Raw genomic sequence first — 16,849 nt, forward strand, 5'->3', positions numbered from 1 at the left:
CCTGCTCCCTCCCTGCTTCTTGTTTAAGTACATTGCTTCTTAATAAGTACCATTGTTACTTCTGCCCTTTAATGCTGATACGCCCCAGACGATCAACGCCACTCCTAGAAGTGGTCCAATGATCCAGGAAAGCTTCGCGATCAGGGACATCACACCAATGAACATCAGCACCCAACCGATAATCTTGCGTCCGCTCTTAATCCCGTAGTACCCGAGAACAACCAGCAATACCGGGAAAAGTAATCTGAACATTCCGTGGATCAGAGGAAGCGCAATGCCGAGCAGCATAACCGCACCAATCACAATCAGTACAACCGCTAATCCGTTTCCTTGTCTTCTTTGCATTTTTTCTCACCGCCTTTCGTTGTCCTTAACCTTATAGCCTTATTCTAGGGTAAATCGCAGACTTTCAAAACAGACCAACGACGGTTTTTCGTACTGGACCTTAGTCGAGGTAGCTGTACGACTACAGACCACTGTTGGGCTAGTTGTAGGTCATAACCAACCTTTGCACATATAAATGGGAATGCTACCCATCAAAAATTGAAAGGACACCACCCTATTTAGGTGATGCCCTTTTGAACTTTCCTTTAGGGTTAACTATGTGGCTCTTTATCAAAAAACCTCGCTCCGTAATCTTTCAATAATAGTCTTCTTAGATATGCTGTGGTAACACAAAACGGGTACTACAATAGAGACCAGCATAAAGGGGATTATACTAAGTAAAATAGGGGTTAATGTAAAAGTCCAAGTAAAATAATCAAGTTCTGCTCCCATTGCGGGTACTAGGGTAGTATTTGCCAAGCTTCCTAGCACAATCGAAAACATCAGCCCTAGCAAGGCATACCCAACCCCCTCAAAGATAAGCATTTCTTTTACCTGCTTGTCCGTCATGGCTATTGATTGCAGCATGGCAATTTCTCGTTTTCTGGTTAAAATAGAAGTTTGCATGGAATTTATGAAATTCAGAATCCCAATAACACCTAGCAGAATACAAAATGCACCTCCTACCACCTCATACATAAAGATTAAACTACGAAAGGTTTCTCTAGAAGTATTCTTCGAATAGAAATCCAATCCGGTATCCGTATGTAAACAATAGTCCTCCAGCCATTTTTCTGTCTGAGTTAAATGTTCATCATCTACATTAAAGATTGTATACATTGGCAGCATGGAATCTGCATGGGCAAGCAGTTCATCCGACGGCAACAAATACTCTAATCCTATATCATAATATGCCACTGAGTGAATAGCTCCCGGAAAATCAACAATGGCAAGCACTTCATATTCCTTTTCCTTTCCGTTTCCAAAACTAACTTTAACTTTATCTCCCGGATGATAAATGCTGCTTGTACCATCTAGAAATTTCTTACAGTTAGTAACGTAGATTCCCTCTCCGTTCTCCCAGCGTTTTTGATCCAAAGCTCCTTCCTTTACTTGAATCATCTGTGCCGGCCACTCACTAAAACCAAATGTATTCACTAATGATCTCCGTTTCACCATCTCCTGAGAACTCAGAAATTCCTCTTGGTCCTTTTCATTCATTAAGCCGACTTCTCTTTTCAGCGCAGACATTGCCTGATCACTTAAATTTTGTGTTAAAGGGAGTACATAAACATTGCCGCTATCTTCAAGCCCGGCCAATGACTCTACTTGTTTTATGAACTCATTGCTTACACCGGAAGTATCAAATGGAGGCGAATTATTTATGATCGAAGTATCAGCAACCGTAAAGTCCGAAACAGACTGAAACTCAATGAACTTATTAAAATCAAAAGAATGCACAAGACCATAAGTACTATTAAGAATAACTAAACTAAGTGTAAAAGAAAGCGTGACGATGATCACTTTTCGGGGGTTCCTCTTTAAATTAGCCATTGCTAGACGAACGGATGTTATTGGATGAGCTTTTTTCTTTTTTCTTCTTAGTTCTCCCGTCTGTTTTCCTTCAACATAACTTAGAGCTTCTATTGGAGAAACCCCGGATGCAACCTTTGCTGGCCCTAAGCAACTAAATAACACTGTGCAGAGACTGAATATAGCGGCAATAGCAAAAATAAGCGGATGTACACTTGTTACGACGCGCATATCTTCACCAAAAATATCGATAATAGCCGGAACAAGAAAACGACCGATTGTCCAACCTATCACTAGTCCAAAAGGAATACCGATACAAGCAAGATATATTGCCTTATAACGAACCATTCTTTTGATTTGTTTTGAAGTTGTCCCAATGACTTTTAATAAACCATACGATTTAATTTCTTGTGCAATTGAAATATAGAATATATTGTAGATTAACAAATATCCAGCTAAGGAAATCACGGAGATTACAAGGAAACCTAGAAGTATATTTTGAGGTTCAGATCCTAGAATATCATAAGAAGCGTTAACAGTTATTTGACCATTAAAATCACTTCTGCTGGCAAGTTGTTCAGATTTCGTTTCAATATCCCACGTATTCGAAAACCAAAATTGACTATTGATATAGCCTGAGTACACCTTGGAACGGTTGTTCCAAGGTTCACTTGCCACAGGAGCTACTAAATCTGCATATTCACGAGAAAGCCAAATATTTTGACGCCAAGAGAGCGGATTTCCATCCCAAATTCCACAAACGGTAAAGGTATCTGTGATTGTTTTTTTATCTGTTTTGAAGGTTACCGAAATGGATTGACCTAATGTATGGGGAAGACCCAGCGCATCCAATACCAAGGTGCTTACACTTATGTCTTTCTTTTGCTGTGGCATGTTTCTAAGCTGTGGTAAGCTATACGCCCATTTTGCATACTTTTCCTCACCATACCTCACTTCTGTAGGTAACTTAGAAAAGGCAGCCCCCTGTGCATCACCGATAAGAACCGAATAGGAGATATCCTTAATCTTTGAATCTGAAGAGACCCTTTTATACTCAGGCATAGACATTTGATGAAATCCACCATGAGCATTGCTCCCCACGATTCTCATCTTGTTGTCTTTCATTGACTCTAACAAACTCCCTGCAATAGTAAATACACTGGTGAACATAATCGCAGCCAAGGCTATTGCCAGAATAGCAAAATAATTTTTGCTAGATTTAAGAGAGCGCTTTGCCAACTTTTTCACAGTTTTTCCACTATTGTATTTCAAAGTTCCCACCTCCCTTGCATTATTATTCTGCTTGTCTTAGCTGTTCAATAACATTTGAACGGGAAATAAATTTGTACAACAAACCAGGAATTATTGAACAGATCAACAAGACAACCCCCGAATATATGATTAAAGAGGTAACCGGATATCTAAACACTCCATAGCCTATATATTCATGCAATACATTAAAGATCAAATAACTAATGCCACTACCCACTGTTAATGTAAGAACAAAAGCAATTAGAGCAAACCAGATTCCTTCAAAGGTGATCAGCCATTTAATTTGCTTCTTCGTCGCGCCAATAGACGCTAGAACAGCAAACTCCTGTTTTCTGGATACAATGCTTACTAATATAGTGTTAATAAAATTCAAAACACCGATGCTGCTTAAAATGATAATGATAACAATTGAAAGATTGGAAAAAGACTGCTTTAAGTCAGCAAACGCTTTTGCTTGTTCAATTTTTGAGGTGCGTGAAATGCTGCTGTCTCCGCTTGTAAGGAGTTTGACCTCGTTCAACACATCCTGTTCTTTTCCTTTTTGCGCATTAATCTTAATAGAGTAAATCACAGCATCAGAATGATATTTGTGGATAACATTATTTGACACAATTAGCCATGGAGCAACACCACTATTCATAGCATCACGTTCAAACGTCATTTGACCGCCAATTTTCACCTTATAGCTCTTGTTGTTGTCAATTACCGTAAAGGGTATCTGTGCACCTATTGGAATGCCATTCCCATTAATATCAGTTACCAATGCTATCTTCCCTTTGGAAAATTCGCTTACATTAATCGGGTTCTTAGCAGTACGGTTATACTCCTCCAGTTTTTTATCATCAATGCCGATCAATAAACCCCAAAAGTTGGTTTTAGGATCTTCCTCATAATGTTTTTTATCTCTGAGTTCCTCATTCACACCTGCACGAAATTTATTGTAATTTCACAGCCACTCACCATGAGTACTATCTGAATAATGCTGGAAAATAGATACTACCGTCGTTCGTTCGAGTTCACGGATCCCGTTTATTGCGGAAATTTGCGACAATAACTCAGTAGTAAAGTGCTGCTCCTCTGTTGGATTAAAACTGGCTCTGGTCATTTGGTTATACATAGCAATGTCGTATTTAACCTCTGCATTGATGTATTCCTCGGCACTGAAGGATTTTAGAAATGTGGAAAGCACGACAAGCGCAATGCTGCCTAAGAAGAGCGTTAACACAACGAAAAGCAATCTTTTTTTACTACGGAGTATATTTTTTAACGACATATACGGTATTTTCGCGCCATGTCTACCTCTTGATTTTTGTTTTCCGGATTGTGTATCAGTATGTTTCGACGCTTCAATCGGAGAAATTCTCCCTGCCTTCTTTGCAGGTGCTCTATAGCTTAAAAATAGAGTTAACGCTGAGAAAAATAGGGCCAAGAGCAACACCCATAAGTTGACTTGCCTATCTATGGATGAGAAACCCTCATACGAAGATAAGGCAAGCGGCACTACGTAAAATGAAAGCCCCCATCCCAACAACACCCCCGCAGGCAGGGCAAAAAAGGCTACTTTAGCAACACTGTAATAGACAATTTGCTTGATTTGCGCACTAGTCATTCCCAGCATTTTCAGCAGCCCATAAAATCGTACGTCTCGAGTAATAGAGATATACGCAACGTTGAAAATAATAAGGTATCCATCAAACATAAAAAACAAAACCATTATTACTGCAACCAGTGAATCCTTGACATTCATATTCAATTTACCGTCATATGAAGGAATTAACTGCTGATTTCCATCCAAATCAATGGAGGCTCGAATCTGCTCGATTTTATCGTGATAATGTCTGGTATCTTTAAATAATAACCCTACAAGATTCGGCACTTCCTGCGGATGTTCTCTTAAAAATGTTTCTGAAAAAAAAACAATTCGATTGTTTTCAGAATTGATATTTGCCGTGTCCTCATAGAATCCAGACAGAGTAAAGGGAAGGATCTGAACCTCTGCGTCGCCGTTTTTTGAAATATCACTGATAGCAACAGACAATGAAACCTCCATTCCAGTCCGCGGCTTTGAGTATCCCAGCCTGTCCCTTATTATTGACAAGTGATCCCATTTTGGTTTGAATATTCATTTCAGGCTTTAAAATATCGATTTTACTTAATAAATCTAATTGATTCTGTGTAGGACGACTCAAAATAACATTAGCACTTGTCCCGGTTTCTTTCATTTCTTGATGTTTAGATAATTTCAGGTAACTGTAAAATGTGCTGCAAGCTGCTGTAATCAGAATGGTCGTAAGAATGATGGCGCATGCCAATATAATATTTCTGGTTTTGTTTGCCTTATAGTATCTCTGAAATAATTTTCGGATGACGGATGAAGAATGATCTCTATACATTTTTTCCCTCTCTAATCCACGATTTCCCCATCCTCCATACGGAGAATCCGATCAGCACGCAAGGAAATTTCGTTGTTATGTGTAATCATAATGATTGTTTGATTTGGTTGGTGACTAGTCATTTCCAGCAGCTTGATTACCTCTTCACTTGTTTGACTATCCAAATTTCCAGTGGGCTCATCGGCAAGGATAATAGCGGGCTTCATCGCTAAAGCCCTTGCAATTGCTACACGCTGTTGTTGGCCCCCAGACAAATTGTTGGGTAAATTATTCAGCTTCTCCTTCAGTCCTAACATCCTTACAATGTTGTCCACATACTCCTTATCCACCTTGTTTCCATCAAGTTCAATCGGCAAAACGATATTCTCGTAGACATTAAGTATCGGCATTAGATTATAATTTTGAAAAATGAACCCGATATTTTTACGTCTAAAAATCGTAAGCTGATCACTGTTCATCTTTGACAGTTCTTTCCCATTCACTTCTACGGTGCCAGAGGTAGGATTATCAAGGCCCCCGAGCATATGCAGTAGCGTAGACTTACCGCTGCCGGAAGTCCCAACGATAGCCACAAATTCACCTTGCTCCACACTCATTGTTATGCCATCCAACGCTTTGACAGGGTTAGGTTCACTACCGTAATACTTTCTCAAGTCGTTAGCTTTTAATATACTCATGCACAACCCCTCTATTTCTTTAGAATATCTGATTCTTCATGTGTCATACCGTCGTGAAATTTCTTGCAATACCCATAACTAGAATAAATAGTGTATACTTCGACATTTTTTCTAAGCTCCACTTTATTCCAATAATTTACTATTTTATATAAAAAAATTCGTTTACAATGTTTTTTTGAGGACTATACTAACTATTTGTTCTAGGAAATTACATTTAATATAAAATAAAACATTTTTAAAGATTATAAAGAAAAATTCACTTTCAAGTGCCTACTAAATATAAATCTCGCTTTCGAATAAATCCCGAGAATGTATAATGATCAAATAAGAAACAAAGGAGAATTACTATGAACATACTGATCGTTGAGGACGACCGTAGTTTAAATAAAGGGATCGCTCTCACTCTTTCTCAAAACAATGTTGTAATCCATCAAGCCTACGATATTGCCGCGGCGGAGCATATCTTCGCAGTTAACCCTATTGATCTCATCATTCTGGACATCAATCTGCCAGACGGCAGTGGGCTGGATTATTGCGAGCAACTACGCAAGACCTCACGCGTACCCATTATTTTCCTCACCGCCAATGATATGGAGTCCGACATTATCACCGGTTTTGCATTGGGGGGCGATGACTATATCACCAAACCATTCAGCCTAATGGTGCTTCGCGCCAGAGTAATGGCAGTGCTCAGAAGAACGGAATCGCTAGGGACTGGAAAAATAACATTGGGTCCGTTAGAACTCGATTTTGAGAAACTGGAGTACAGCAAAAATAAACAATCGCTCCAGCTGAGCAAAACTGAGCAAAAACTGCTGCGGCTGCTGGTGACGAATACGGGCAATATTTTGACCCGAGAACAGCTGATAGATAAGATCTGGAGCAAGGATGCCGAATTTGTGGATGAAAACGCATTGACAGTAGCCATCAAACGGCTGCGTGCTAAACTTGAGGATGACCCGGCAGCGCCTAAATATATCAAGACCATTTACGGACTTGGATACATGTGGACTGAAGGGCAAAAACCATGAAAACCAATAGCCCACCTGCTAATTTCAAGCACATTCATAGGCTCTTTTTACTGATCATCCTTATACTAGTGGCCTGTTTTATCGGCCGTATAATGTTTCTGTACGGGTTCGACCCCACTCTGCTCCAACTGACTTCTCTATTCATCATCTGTCTATTAGCAACAGGAGCCGTATGGGTCTGGTTATGGAACCGCCAGATCGCAAACTATATACAGACCTTGGATACAGCGATTGAGCGGGCAATACATGACCAGCCGCCACTCACTAACTATGAAGAAACCGCTCTATCTTCGATGGAACATAAACTAAAGCGGTATATAGGGATGGCTAAGGCGAATGAGCGAAATATTCAAACAGAGAAAAACAAAATAAAAGAGCTGATCTCGGATATCTCCCATCAAACCAAGACCCCCCTCTCTAATATCATGGTATTCAGTCAGTTGCTGGAAGAGATGCCCGGACTAAATGAGAATGTCCGGCACTACATACAGCATATTAAAGCGCAGTCAGATAAGTTGGATTGGCTGATCCAGTCTCTAATCAAATTATCACGTTTGGAAACAGGAATGATCTCCCTACAGCAGATTGAGGCGAAACCGCTCATACAAACTCTGACGCAGGCTTTATCCCAGATTTATGCACAAGCGGAAAACAAACAAATTACGATCAATATTGACTGCGGGACACACATCTTAGCCTGCCACGATGTCAAATGGACAAGTGAAGCGCTATTCAACCTGCTCGAGAATGCTGTGAAGTACACGCCGCATAGCGGACAAATCTCCGTTCTTGCTGAAAGCAATGAGATGTTCACCTGTATTCACCTTACCGATACTGGGCTTGGAATCCCCAGCGAAGAAATCCCTCACATCTTTAAGCGGTTTTACCGAGGGAAGCAAGCGCGTGAATTCGAGGGGGTCGGCATCGGGTTGTTTTTGTCCAGAGAGATTATCACGGCGCAAGGCGGCCATATCAACGTCATTTCTGAAACTGGAAAAGGTACAACTTTCTCTGTTTACCTGCCCCAGCGCTGAAATAGAATGTGTCATTATGGTCAGAATTCAGACACTCTCCTGTCAGATTGATTTGCTACCCTTAAATTATGGACAAACAGATCTCATTGGAGGGGAAGAGTTATGCCGATTCTACAGACTGAAAATTTAAAAAAACACTATGGAAAGGTGGGCTCAAGCGTTAAGGCTTTGGACGGCATATCACTGTCAGTGGAAAAAGGGGAGTTTGTCGCCATTGTCGGCACTAGCGGCAGCGGCAAAAGTACCCTTCTCCATATGCTTGGCGGATTAGATCGGGCAACAGAGGGCAAGGTTTACGTGGACGGGAACGATATTTTTGCGATGAGTGATGAGAAGCTGACCATTTTTCGGCGCAGATCGGTGGGGTTTGTTTTTCAGAACTACAATTTGGTACCCATACTAAATGTGCGGGAGAATATTGTGCTGCCCATTGAGCTGGACGGTGGCAAAGTTGACGAAACTTATCTTGATCTGATCATCCGCACTTTAGGCTTGCAGGAAAAGATGAATACTCTACCTTCTAATCTGTCTGGCGGACAGCAGCAACGGGTGGCAATAGCCAGAGCATTGGCGACCAAACCTTCAATCATCTTAGCAGATGAACCTACAGGTAATCTGGACAGCAAAACAAGCCAAGAAGTGCTGATTTTACTTAAACAGATGAGCGAAAAATTCAACCAAACCATTGTGATGATCACACACAATGAACAAATCGCTCAAACTGCTGACCGTATTATCCGTATTGAAGATGGCATCATTTTCACTGGACAACCCCGTAGCTCCGGAGTGAGCCAGCCATGATCAGCACGAATAACCATAAGACTATTGCTACTTTAGCCAAAAAAAGCCTCAAAGCCAACCGTGCTCGCAATTTCACTATCATCTGTGCCATCGTACTGACTACGCTTTTGATCACCACCGTGTTTACCTTGGCGCTCAGTATTAACAAATCGATGCAACGCGCACAAATGCAGACTACTGGCAGCGATTATCATGGAAGCTTCAAATATCTGAATCCTGCCGAGTTGGAGAAGCTGAAGAATCACCCATCCATCAAAGAGTATGGCGTTTTTCTTAAGGTTGGCGATATAAGCACCAGTCTGTTCAAGAATAACCGGGTAGAGGTCCTTCGAATTGACGAGAATTATGCCAAACACGGATTTATCAACTTTATAGCTGGCGGACTGCCCTCCCAAGAGAATGAAATCGTCCTAAATACTTGGGCGCTTGACTTGCTTGGAGCAAAACATGAGTTAGGCCAGACTGTGAAGCTGGATATAGACATTGGTGAAAAAGTCATAAGCCAAGACTTTAAGCTCTCCGGGTATTACGAAACCGATCAAAATTTGGCGATGTCAGGATTAGCTTTTGTATCCGAAGCATTTACACAGAAGAACATTTCCCATATTGACCCGGATATCTCTGAGGCAACGGGTTCTTATGTAAACACCGCAGGTCTAGGGATGATGTTTAACAATTCTTATAATATTGAAAAGAAGGTACAAAAGATTTTGACGGACACCGGCCTGGATGTACCTTATGGTGTCAATCCGGCTTATACAAGTGTGTCTCTCTCCGATAATCTAATGAATATCATTCCTTATGCAGTTGTCATTCTTATCACCATGCTGAGCGGCTATTTACTAATCTACAATATCTTTTTTATTTCCGTCGTGCGGGATGTCAAATTTTATGGCCTGCTAAAGACCATCGGTACCACACCCCGACAACTAAAAAAGATCATCTCCATTCAGGCTCGCTCACTTTATCTCGTCGCATTGCCTTTTGGATTGGGGTTGGGATATCTGCTAGGTCTGCTGATTCTCCCTATGACCTCCTCATTTTTAAACGGTTCTACTGATAATGTCTATTCTGCTAGCCCGTGGATATTTATTGGTGCAGCAGCATTCTCGTTTATGACCGTATGGATCGCCGCAAGTAAACCGGGCCGGATGGCTTCGCGAACCTCGCCGGTAGAGGCTGTAAAATTTGCCGGAGTCAGCAGCGGCGGAAAACGGAACGCCAAAAAATCAAAACATGGCGCAAAACTTCACAACATGGCGTTCTCCAACCTGTTCAGAAGCAAAAAGAAGATGATCCTGATGCTCTCTTCACTCTCCTTGAGTATCATCTTGTTCAGTACCATTTTCACAGTAATTTCCTCACTGGATGTGAACAAATATCTGACTTCCTTTATCTCCGGTGATTTTTTGGTTCAGAATGAAGTGTTAGTCAGTATTACAGGGCCTCGAGACGGTGATCCATACAAGCTTTCAGAGGATTTCGCCAACAATCTAAGTAAAATTGACGGTGTAGAAAGTGTTGATAAGGTTTACCACAGATATGTTCCATCTCCTGTCGATGATGCTGTCCGGGCTATTTTGGAGCCAATGGCAGCTGCTGATCCACATCCCTATCTTCTCTCCACTTTAGATAAGAGGGGGGTGATCTACAATAATTTATATGGATTAGATCCGGGCTGGTTTGATCTTGTGGACAAGGATATTATTGAAGGGGAGTTTAACAGGCAGAAGTTTGCTTCAGGAAAATATGCGGTCATAGCTGAGGCCATGTTTATAGAAGAAGATAGCTACCGCGCCTATTATCATCCTGGAGATACAGTCACTTTCGAGAAGTCGGGTAAATCTTATGAAGTGATGGCAGTAGTAAAAAATGATGCAGTATATGCTGCCACAACAAAATCTTTCTCTTTGTTAGGGTACAACGTCTTCCTCCCTGCTTCGGAGCTGCAGAAGGAAATGCCGCAAGGTACAGATCCAGCCAATATTGTTTCAGCCACACTACATGTCGATCCAGCTAAAATGGATTTAGTAGAACAAGCAGCCAAGGCTCTAACAGATTCGACAAATGAATTATCCTTGAAATCCAGGGAGGATTATAAAGATGAGCTCGGTGGATTCATTCGCATTTTTCAAACCGTGGGGTATGGGCTTAGCCTGGTCATTGCTCTAATCGGGGTGCTGAATTATATCAACACTGTACTCACCGGGGTAGTCTCACGCCGCAATGAATTTGCCATGCTGGAGAGTATTGGCATGACCAAAAAGCAGCTAAAACGTATGCTGATCCTTGAAGGATTATACACCGTTTTGCTAACCGTCCTCATAACCTCAACATTAGGTGTATTGCTGACCTATAACCTTTCCAAAAGCATCACGGAAAATATGGCCTTTATGGTATTTCAGATGAGTTGGCTGCCGTTTATCCTCACCGTTCCTATTTTGTTAATTCTCGCTTACACAGTGACACTGAGAGCCTATAAAACGTTATCCCAAGCATCCATAGTGGAACGGCTGAGAGAAGCCGAGTAATGTAAGACACACCTAAATAGTCCTATTACAAAAAGGGCAGCCCGGTAAATATCGCCGGGCTGCCCTTTTTTATAGATCCATATTCAGCTTATTTAAACGCAGGCAACGCAATATCCGCGTAATTATCCTCAAGGAACTTCTTCACTTCAGGACCGCTGATCCGTTTAGCCAGCTTTTGAATGGCGTCAGAATCCTTGTTGTCTTCACGTGCCACCAAAGTAATTGTGAATTCGGAATCTTCGCCTTCCGTAATCAGCGCATCTTTCTTCGGTGTCAATCCTAGTGGGCTCGCATAAGCCGGAGTCATGGCTACTAAATCGCCATCATCAAGCATACGGGCCAGCATTAGGAGATCGACTTCTTCAAACTTGAATTTTTTTGGATTCTCAGTAATGTCTGCTTGTGTGGCTTGAATGCCTACGCCTTCTTTTAGCTTAATAAGATCAGCTGCAGCGAACATTTGCAATGAACGACCGATGTTAGATGGATCATTAGCCATTACAAGCGTAGCCCCTTCAGGAAGATCAGCTATAGTCTTGTAACGTTTGGAGTATCCGCCATAAATAGCGTCATAGACAGGCTGTACCTCTACCAGATTAGAGCCTTTGCTTTCATTATATTGCTTCATATAAGGAACGTGTTGGAAAAAGTTAGCGTCTACCTCTTTATTAGCTAAAGCCTCATTAGGCTGCACATTGTCAGAGAGAACAACGATCTCCAGATCAATGCCATCTTCCTTAAGGAGCGGCTTCACAATATCCAGAATTTCTGTCATAGGTGGGATCAGTGTAGCGATCTTTAATTTGGTTAACTCATCATTACTACCTTTTGCAGCATTATTCTCGGCTGCTTTATTAGAGCCACAACCCGCTACGACCAATACCATTAATGTAAGCACAAGTATCATTGATTTTTTCATTAGTACTACTAACCCCCAGTTTATATATTGAACTATTTTGTATTAACGCTTATCCAACAGCCTTGCGATAGTCCCCCCGGTGAACTGAACCAATTGGACCAATACAATCATCACAAGAATGGCATAAATCATCACTTCCGTCTCAAAACGCTGATAACCATAACGGATAGCGAAATCACCAACCCCTCCCCCACCAACAACTCCCATCACGGTCGAGAAGGAGATAAAACTAATTGTAGAAGTAGTAAGTCCAAGGACTAGACCCGAACGAGCTTCCACGTACAGAAATTTAAAGATCAAGCCCAGCTTCGAGGCTCCCATCGATAATGCTGCTTCAATGACCCCTTTAGGAACCTCCAGCAACGACTGCTCCACTAACCGAGCATAATAGGCAATAGCGATTATAGATAATGGAACCGCTGCTGCAATCGTCCCAATGGCGGTCCCGACCAGGAAACGAGTGACTGGAATTAGCGCAACGACCAGCAGCAGAAACGGAAACGAGCGGATAATATTAACGATACTGTTGAGCACCAGAGACAACGTTGTATTCTCATAAAGCTGCCCTTTTCGGAAAAAAAACAACAAGGTGCCCAGCGGAAGCCCCAGCAGCACTGCCGCTCCAACAGAAATACCAACCATCACAAAGGTTTCACCGATCGAATCCCACATCTGTGCCTGATATTGAAGTACACTGTCAAACATGACCTTCCCCCGCTCTACCAAGAATCTGATCGCGGTATGTCCCGGTGCTGGCTGCTGCTGGACGGAATTCACCGTCTTCACGAGAGAATGAATCTACAATGCGCCCTTTTTCCATCACCGATACATGAGTACATATGCTTTTGACAACATCCATCTCATGCGTAACAATCACAACCGTTACTCCAAGACTTGAATTCACATGCTTCAGCACGTTCAAGATATCAGTAGTGGTTCCTGGGTCCAGAGAGGACGTTGGCTCGTCACATAGCAATATTCCCGGACTGTTCGCTAGCGCGCGGGCAATCGCAACACGCTGACGTTGTCCCCCGCTGAGCTGTGCCGGATATTGTTTTGCCTTATCTGCCAGTCCAACAAAATCCAGACACTCCTTCACACGTTTCATTCGTTCATGCTTTGGGACATCTGCCAGCTCCAGCGGGATCGAAACATTCCGCTCTACTGTGACGTTATAAACAAGATTGAATTGTTGAAAGATCATTCCAATCTTTTGCCTTGCTTTACGCAGTGCTTTACTTGGCATTTCGGTCAGGTTGTGGCCATCTACAGTAACCGTTCCCTGATCCGGCTGTTCCAGAAGATTCATCAGTCGCAGCAGCGTAGATTTCCCCGCACCACTCTCACCAATGATCCCGTGAATGGATCCCTGCTGTACCTCCAGCGATACCTCATCCACAGCCTGATAGATGCCTTCCTTAAGCTTGAACCCTTTACTTACCCGACTCAACGACAGTATTAGAAGCTCCCCCTTCCTTTCCCTTATATAATGAACCTCCATGAAGTGAGACATTGTATTACAATTTTCTAAAATCTGTTTTATTAAAAATCTCCTTAAATAATAAGACATTTCTTCTGCTGTGTCATCATTTTTATTTAAATGATATACCAGGAAGTTTGATAAAAACCTAAAAACCCTTTATACCGGGCTCTTTTTACACATTTATTAACAAAATAAAAAGGGTTAGCAAAGGTAATCCTTCCCTCTTGAAATCATGATTCTCCTATTGCCCCACCACTAAACGCTCCACTGTTAATATAGCCATATTTGGTTTTTTTAAGTGTATGAAATGCAGTTAAAGCTACATTTGGTTCGTTGGAGTGTGATTTTAAGACCTGCTGTACGCAAAAAAGGATGTCTAAGCCAATAGCTTAAGACACCCCATAATTCATATAGTAATCCCTGAATCAATGATCTATCGAGTCCCATACTCGCTAAATCTTTTATGCCTTCTCGCCAAGCTCTCTGCGAATCTTCAAGAACACTTGGTAGCTGCGTTCCGCACATTTCGAAATCGCAATCGGATGAAATCCGGGCAGATCCGCATATAACGTATCGTGAAGCGGTTCAATCCATGAAGCCGGCAACTTACTTGCTCCAAGCTTCGCTCCCATAATTGAGCCCACAGTTGCCCCGTTACAGTCTGTATCCATTCCACCGTATACGGAAGTGACGACTGTTTTTTCAAAATCATTCCCGCCATAAACAAGCGACGCAGCTACAAGAGCAGCATTATTATTTGTATGGACCGCATCATAGTGGCTAAAAGTATCCCAAATGTTACGAACCAACTCCCGCTCACTTTTAGCCTTCTGCGCAATATCTATCCCCCGCAAAACATCACTGGCCAGACGACTGGTACGCGGAATCTCGCTAAGGCCAATCTCTAGGATCCGTTCATTATCCTTCTCTGCAAAAGCTGCCGATATCATCGCCGCATTAAACATCTCACCGTAGATGCCATTTTTCACATGTGAAAATGAAGCATCACGCCAGCCTAATTCTGCCGCAAGCTCAGGATAACCTGCAGCACCATAAGCCAGTCCATCTGCGCGTATAGCGGCACCAATCCACTCGCGGTAAGGATTTAAGTGCATCCGCACTCTTTCCTGCCGCACCAGCCAATCCGCAGGCTTCTCGCCATGCAGATGAGAGGTCTCCTGCGCAAAATTCATATATGACTGTGTCTCCGCCGTGCACACCTGACTATATGTTAAATGTGTATGCCACAGCTTTCCGATATCCCAAGAATCCCAGTTCAGACCTTTCTGTTCCAGCAGCATAAGGCCCAGAACCGTGTAGCGAATATCGTCATCGCTTTCCATATACTTGATCGTCTCGCGGGTACTCGCATGTGTCCATTCACTTAAGCCAAGTCCATATTCAACCTCAGCCCGTGAATGCCCAGGTGTGTAGCCAGTAATAGGCCAGGCGTCCGCACCCTGAAACCATAGTTCAATATTCTCCCAGCCCGGACGGCCATCTTTCCCATAGAGATAGTCCCAATACTCCAGCGGTTTCCCGAGTGCGCAGCCGACACTTCTACCGAGCCAAGCTCCATAGAACTTATCTCTCCATTCCGCCTCGCTCCAGTCCGCCTCAAGCTTACGTGGGCCTTCTGGACGTAGTTGACGAATCTCCTCCAGAGAGGATGGCTCTTGATACGGAAAATCCTCACTGATCGTAAGCTCCATTAGCTCATTGTATACCTGCATCAGCTTGAGCTCATCGGCACCAGCAGCCGCTAGCTTATCCGCGAACACATCAATCTCGCAACCTTCTTCTCCACGCTGAGCAATTTCAAACTGCACGGTCTCTTGAAGTCTCTCCCATCCTGCCATAGGCTACTTCCCTTCAGCCGCTAGCAGCAGCTCTTGATCAAGCTTTTCCAGTGAATCAAAGATCAGCTTCATAAATGCTTCCCGGTCAACTCCCACCAATACTTGCACATTCGCTGGACGATCCGTCTTCTTCCGTCTGTCTGCAACTGTCATTCCCCGCGTCAGCTTGCCTTCTGTCTCCACCGTTACATATAGATGCTCAAATTCAAATAGTTCCGGATGCAGCAGCCAGGCAACAGCACATGGATCATGCAGCGCACTACCGACATAGCCCATTTTTTTACCGTAAATCGAATAGAAATCCAGCAATTCTCCGACCATTGTAGACACTGGTCCCCGCTCTTTCAATGCTAGAATCTCATCTTCAAAAATAGCAGCCTTATCGGTCACATCCAGACCACTCATTGTGATCGGAATCCCCGACTCAAACACAATACGGGCTGCTTCAGGATCTACATAGATATTAAACTCCGCAGTAGAGGTGACATTCCCATAAGAGATACCTCCGCCCATCAGTGAGATTTTTTCAATTCTGTCTTTAATCTCTGGATAAGCCGTGATTAGCAGTGCAATATTTGTTAAAGGAGCCATCGGCACAAGCGTAATCTTCTCCTCTGAAGAACGAATGATATCCAGCATAAACTCCACAGCACCCTGCTCTACAGGGCGGAATTTACTTGGGGGCAAAAGCGGCCCATCCATGCCCGATTCACCATGCGCTTCCTCACCTGTAACAAGCTTGCCGAACAGTGGGCCAGCAGCCCCCTTAGCTACAGGAATGTCAGCATTCACGAAGCTGATCACCTTCAGGGCGTTATCCGTGATTTTATCTAAAATTTGGTTTCCACCAACCGTTGTAATCCCGCGCAGATCTAACTTCTCCGAATTTGCTATGGCAAGCAGTATCGCTATTGCGTCATCATGCCCTGGATCGCAGTCAATAATAATAGGTGTTGGCATAGTTACTCACTCCTTGTCTGTGTATCAATCAT

General features: G+C 42.8%; 15 protein-coding genes. 4 read left to right on the plus strand and 11 right to left on the minus strand.

Going from position 1 to position 16,849, the window contains the following annotated elements; all coding sequences use genetic code 11:
- Nucleotides 1-39 precede the first annotated feature (39 nt).
- From MKZ09_RS28825 to MKZ09_RS28850, 6 genes are all read right to left on the minus strand, one after another.
- On the minus strand, nucleotides 40-345 hold the full coding sequence (locus MKZ09_RS28825) for a LiaF transmembrane domain-containing protein (protein ID WP_036685544.1): 306 nt from the start codon (nucleotides 343-345) through the stop codon (nucleotides 40-42).
- A 270-nt stretch (nucleotides 346-615) separates the two neighbouring features.
- Nucleotides 616-3,129 carry an ABC transporter permease gene (locus MKZ09_RS28830; protein WP_076206903.1) on the minus strand — a complete coding sequence of 838 codons (2,514 nt, stop codon included), beginning with the start codon at nucleotides 3,127-3,129 and terminating at the stop codon, nucleotides 616-618.
- A 22-nt stretch (nucleotides 3,130-3,151) separates the two neighbouring features.
- Nucleotides 3,152-4,051: an ABC transporter permease gene (locus MKZ09_RS28835; RefSeq protein ID WP_076206902.1), complete on the minus strand. Its 900-nt coding sequence runs from the start codon at nucleotides 4,049-4,051 to the stop codon at nucleotides 3,152-3,154.
- A gap of 24 nt (nucleotides 4,052-4,075) precedes the next feature.
- Nucleotides 4,076-5,167, minus strand: a complete 1,092-nt coding sequence (locus MKZ09_RS28840) for an ABC transporter permease (protein ID WP_076206899.1) — start codon at nucleotides 5,165-5,167, stop codon at nucleotides 4,076-4,078.
- Entirely contained in the window at nucleotides 5,148-5,522 is a 375-nt protein-coding gene (locus MKZ09_RS28845; protein ID WP_076206896.1) for a hypothetical protein, read from the minus strand. The genes MKZ09_RS28840 and MKZ09_RS28845 overlap by 20 nt, the downstream gene beginning before the upstream one ends.
- A gap of 11 nt (nucleotides 5,523-5,533) precedes the next feature.
- A complete protein-coding gene (locus MKZ09_RS28850) occupies nucleotides 5,534-6,199 on the minus strand; it encodes an ABC transporter ATP-binding protein (protein WP_076206893.1) in 666 nt (221 codons plus the stop codon).
- Between the two features lie 347 nt (nucleotides 6,200-6,546).
- Between MKZ09_RS28850 and MKZ09_RS28855 the strand changes: the two genes are divergently transcribed.
- From MKZ09_RS28855 to MKZ09_RS28870, 4 genes are all read left to right on the plus strand, one after another.
- Complete coding sequence (locus MKZ09_RS28855; protein WP_076104862.1) at nucleotides 6,547-7,230, plus strand: response regulator transcription factor; 684 nt, start codon at nucleotides 6,547-6,549, stop codon at nucleotides 7,228-7,230.
- Nucleotides 7,227-8,264 (plus strand): sensor histidine kinase, encoded by a 1,038-nt coding sequence (locus MKZ09_RS28860; RefSeq protein ID WP_076134104.1) that lies wholly within the window; start codon nucleotides 7,227-7,229, stop codon nucleotides 8,262-8,264. Before MKZ09_RS28855 ends, MKZ09_RS28860 begins: the two co-directional genes overlap by 4 nt.
- Nucleotides 8,265-8,366: 102 nt before the next feature.
- Nucleotides 8,367-9,065, plus strand: a complete 699-nt coding sequence (locus MKZ09_RS28865) for an ABC transporter ATP-binding protein (RefSeq protein ID WP_036685550.1) — start codon at nucleotides 8,367-8,369, stop codon at nucleotides 9,063-9,065.
- A complete protein-coding gene (locus tag MKZ09_RS28870; protein ID WP_076206890.1) occupies nucleotides 9,062-11,596 on the plus strand; it encodes an ABC transporter permease in 2,535 nt (844 codons plus the stop codon). The genes MKZ09_RS28865 and MKZ09_RS28870 overlap by 4 nt, the downstream gene beginning before the upstream one ends.
- An 88-nt stretch (nucleotides 11,597-11,684) precedes the next feature.
- On the opposite strand, the gene MKZ09_RS28875 is transcribed toward MKZ09_RS28870, so the two are convergent.
- The 5 genes from MKZ09_RS28875 to MKZ09_RS28895 all read right to left on the minus strand — a co-directional run bounded on the left by MKZ09_RS28875 (nucleotide 11,685) and on the right by MKZ09_RS28895 (nucleotide 16,817).
- On the minus strand, nucleotides 11,685-12,515 hold the full coding sequence (locus MKZ09_RS28875; RefSeq protein WP_036685556.1) for a MetQ/NlpA family ABC transporter substrate-binding protein: 831 nt from the start codon (nucleotides 12,513-12,515) through the stop codon (nucleotides 11,685-11,687).
- 42 nt (nucleotides 12,516-12,557) lie between these two features.
- Nucleotides 12,558-13,220, minus strand: coding sequence for a methionine ABC transporter permease (locus MKZ09_RS28880; RefSeq protein WP_036685560.1), 663 nt, complete (start codon nucleotides 13,218-13,220; stop codon nucleotides 12,558-12,560).
- On the minus strand, nucleotides 13,213-13,974 hold the full coding sequence (locus MKZ09_RS28885) for a methionine ABC transporter ATP-binding protein (RefSeq protein WP_081394346.1): 762 nt from the start codon (nucleotides 13,972-13,974) through the stop codon (nucleotides 13,213-13,215). The genes MKZ09_RS28880 and MKZ09_RS28885 overlap by 8 nt, the downstream gene beginning before the upstream one ends.
- A gap of 485 nt (nucleotides 13,975-14,459) precedes the next feature.
- On the minus strand, nucleotides 14,460-15,857 hold the full coding sequence (locus MKZ09_RS28890; protein WP_076206887.1) for an ADP-ribosylglycohydrolase family protein: 1,398 nt from the start codon (nucleotides 15,855-15,857) through the stop codon (nucleotides 14,460-14,462).
- 3 nt (nucleotides 15,858-15,860) lie between these two features.
- Entirely contained in the window at nucleotides 15,861-16,817 is a 957-nt protein-coding gene (locus tag MKZ09_RS28895) for a nucleoside hydrolase (RefSeq protein WP_076206884.1), read from the minus strand.
- Nucleotides 16,818-16,849: the final 32 nt, after the last annotated feature.

Origin of the sequence: Paenibacillus sp. FSL R5-0908, from assembly GCF_038006245.1 — a bacterium.
Taxonomy (GTDB): domain Bacteria; phylum Bacillota; class Bacilli; order Paenibacillales; family Paenibacillaceae; genus Paenibacillus_AQ; species Paenibacillus_AQ odorifer.

Coding starts and splice junctions, on each gene's coding strand:
- MKZ09_RS28825 (WP_036685544.1), bottom strand. CDS start 345: ATGCAAAGAAGACAAGGAAACGGATTAGCGGTTGTACTGATTGTGATT.
- MKZ09_RS28845 (WP_076206896.1), bottom strand. CDS start 5,522: ATGTATAGAGATCATTCTTCATCCGTCATCCGAAAATTATTTCAGAGA.
- MKZ09_RS28850 (WP_076206893.1), bottom strand. CDS start 6,199: ATGAGTATATTAAAAGCTAACGACTTGAGAAAGTATTACGGTAGTGAA.
- MKZ09_RS28855 (WP_076104862.1), top strand. CDS start 6,547: ATGAACATACTGATCGTTGAGGACGACCGTAGTTTAAATAAAGGGATC.
- MKZ09_RS28860 (WP_076134104.1), top strand. CDS start 7,227: ATGAAAACCAATAGCCCACCTGCTAATTTCAAGCACATTCATAGGCTC.
- MKZ09_RS28865 (WP_036685550.1), top strand. CDS start 8,367: ATGCCGATTCTACAGACTGAAAATTTAAAAAAACACTATGGAAAGGTG.
- MKZ09_RS28870 (WP_076206890.1), top strand. CDS start 9,062: ATGATCAGCACGAATAACCATAAGACTATTGCTACTTTAGCCAAAAAA.
- MKZ09_RS28875 (WP_036685556.1), bottom strand. CDS start 12,515: ATGAAAAAATCAATGATACTTGTGCTTACATTAATGGTATTGGTCGTA.
- MKZ09_RS28880 (WP_036685560.1), bottom strand. CDS start 13,220: ATGTTTGACAGTGTACTTCAATATCAGGCACAGATGTGGGATTCGATC.
- MKZ09_RS28890 (WP_076206887.1), bottom strand. CDS start 15,857: ATGGCAGGATGGGAGAGACTTCAAGAGACCGTGCAGTTTGAAATTGCT.
- MKZ09_RS28895 (WP_076206884.1), bottom strand. CDS start 16,817: ATGCCAACACCTATTATTATTGACTGCGATCCAGGGCATGATGACGCA.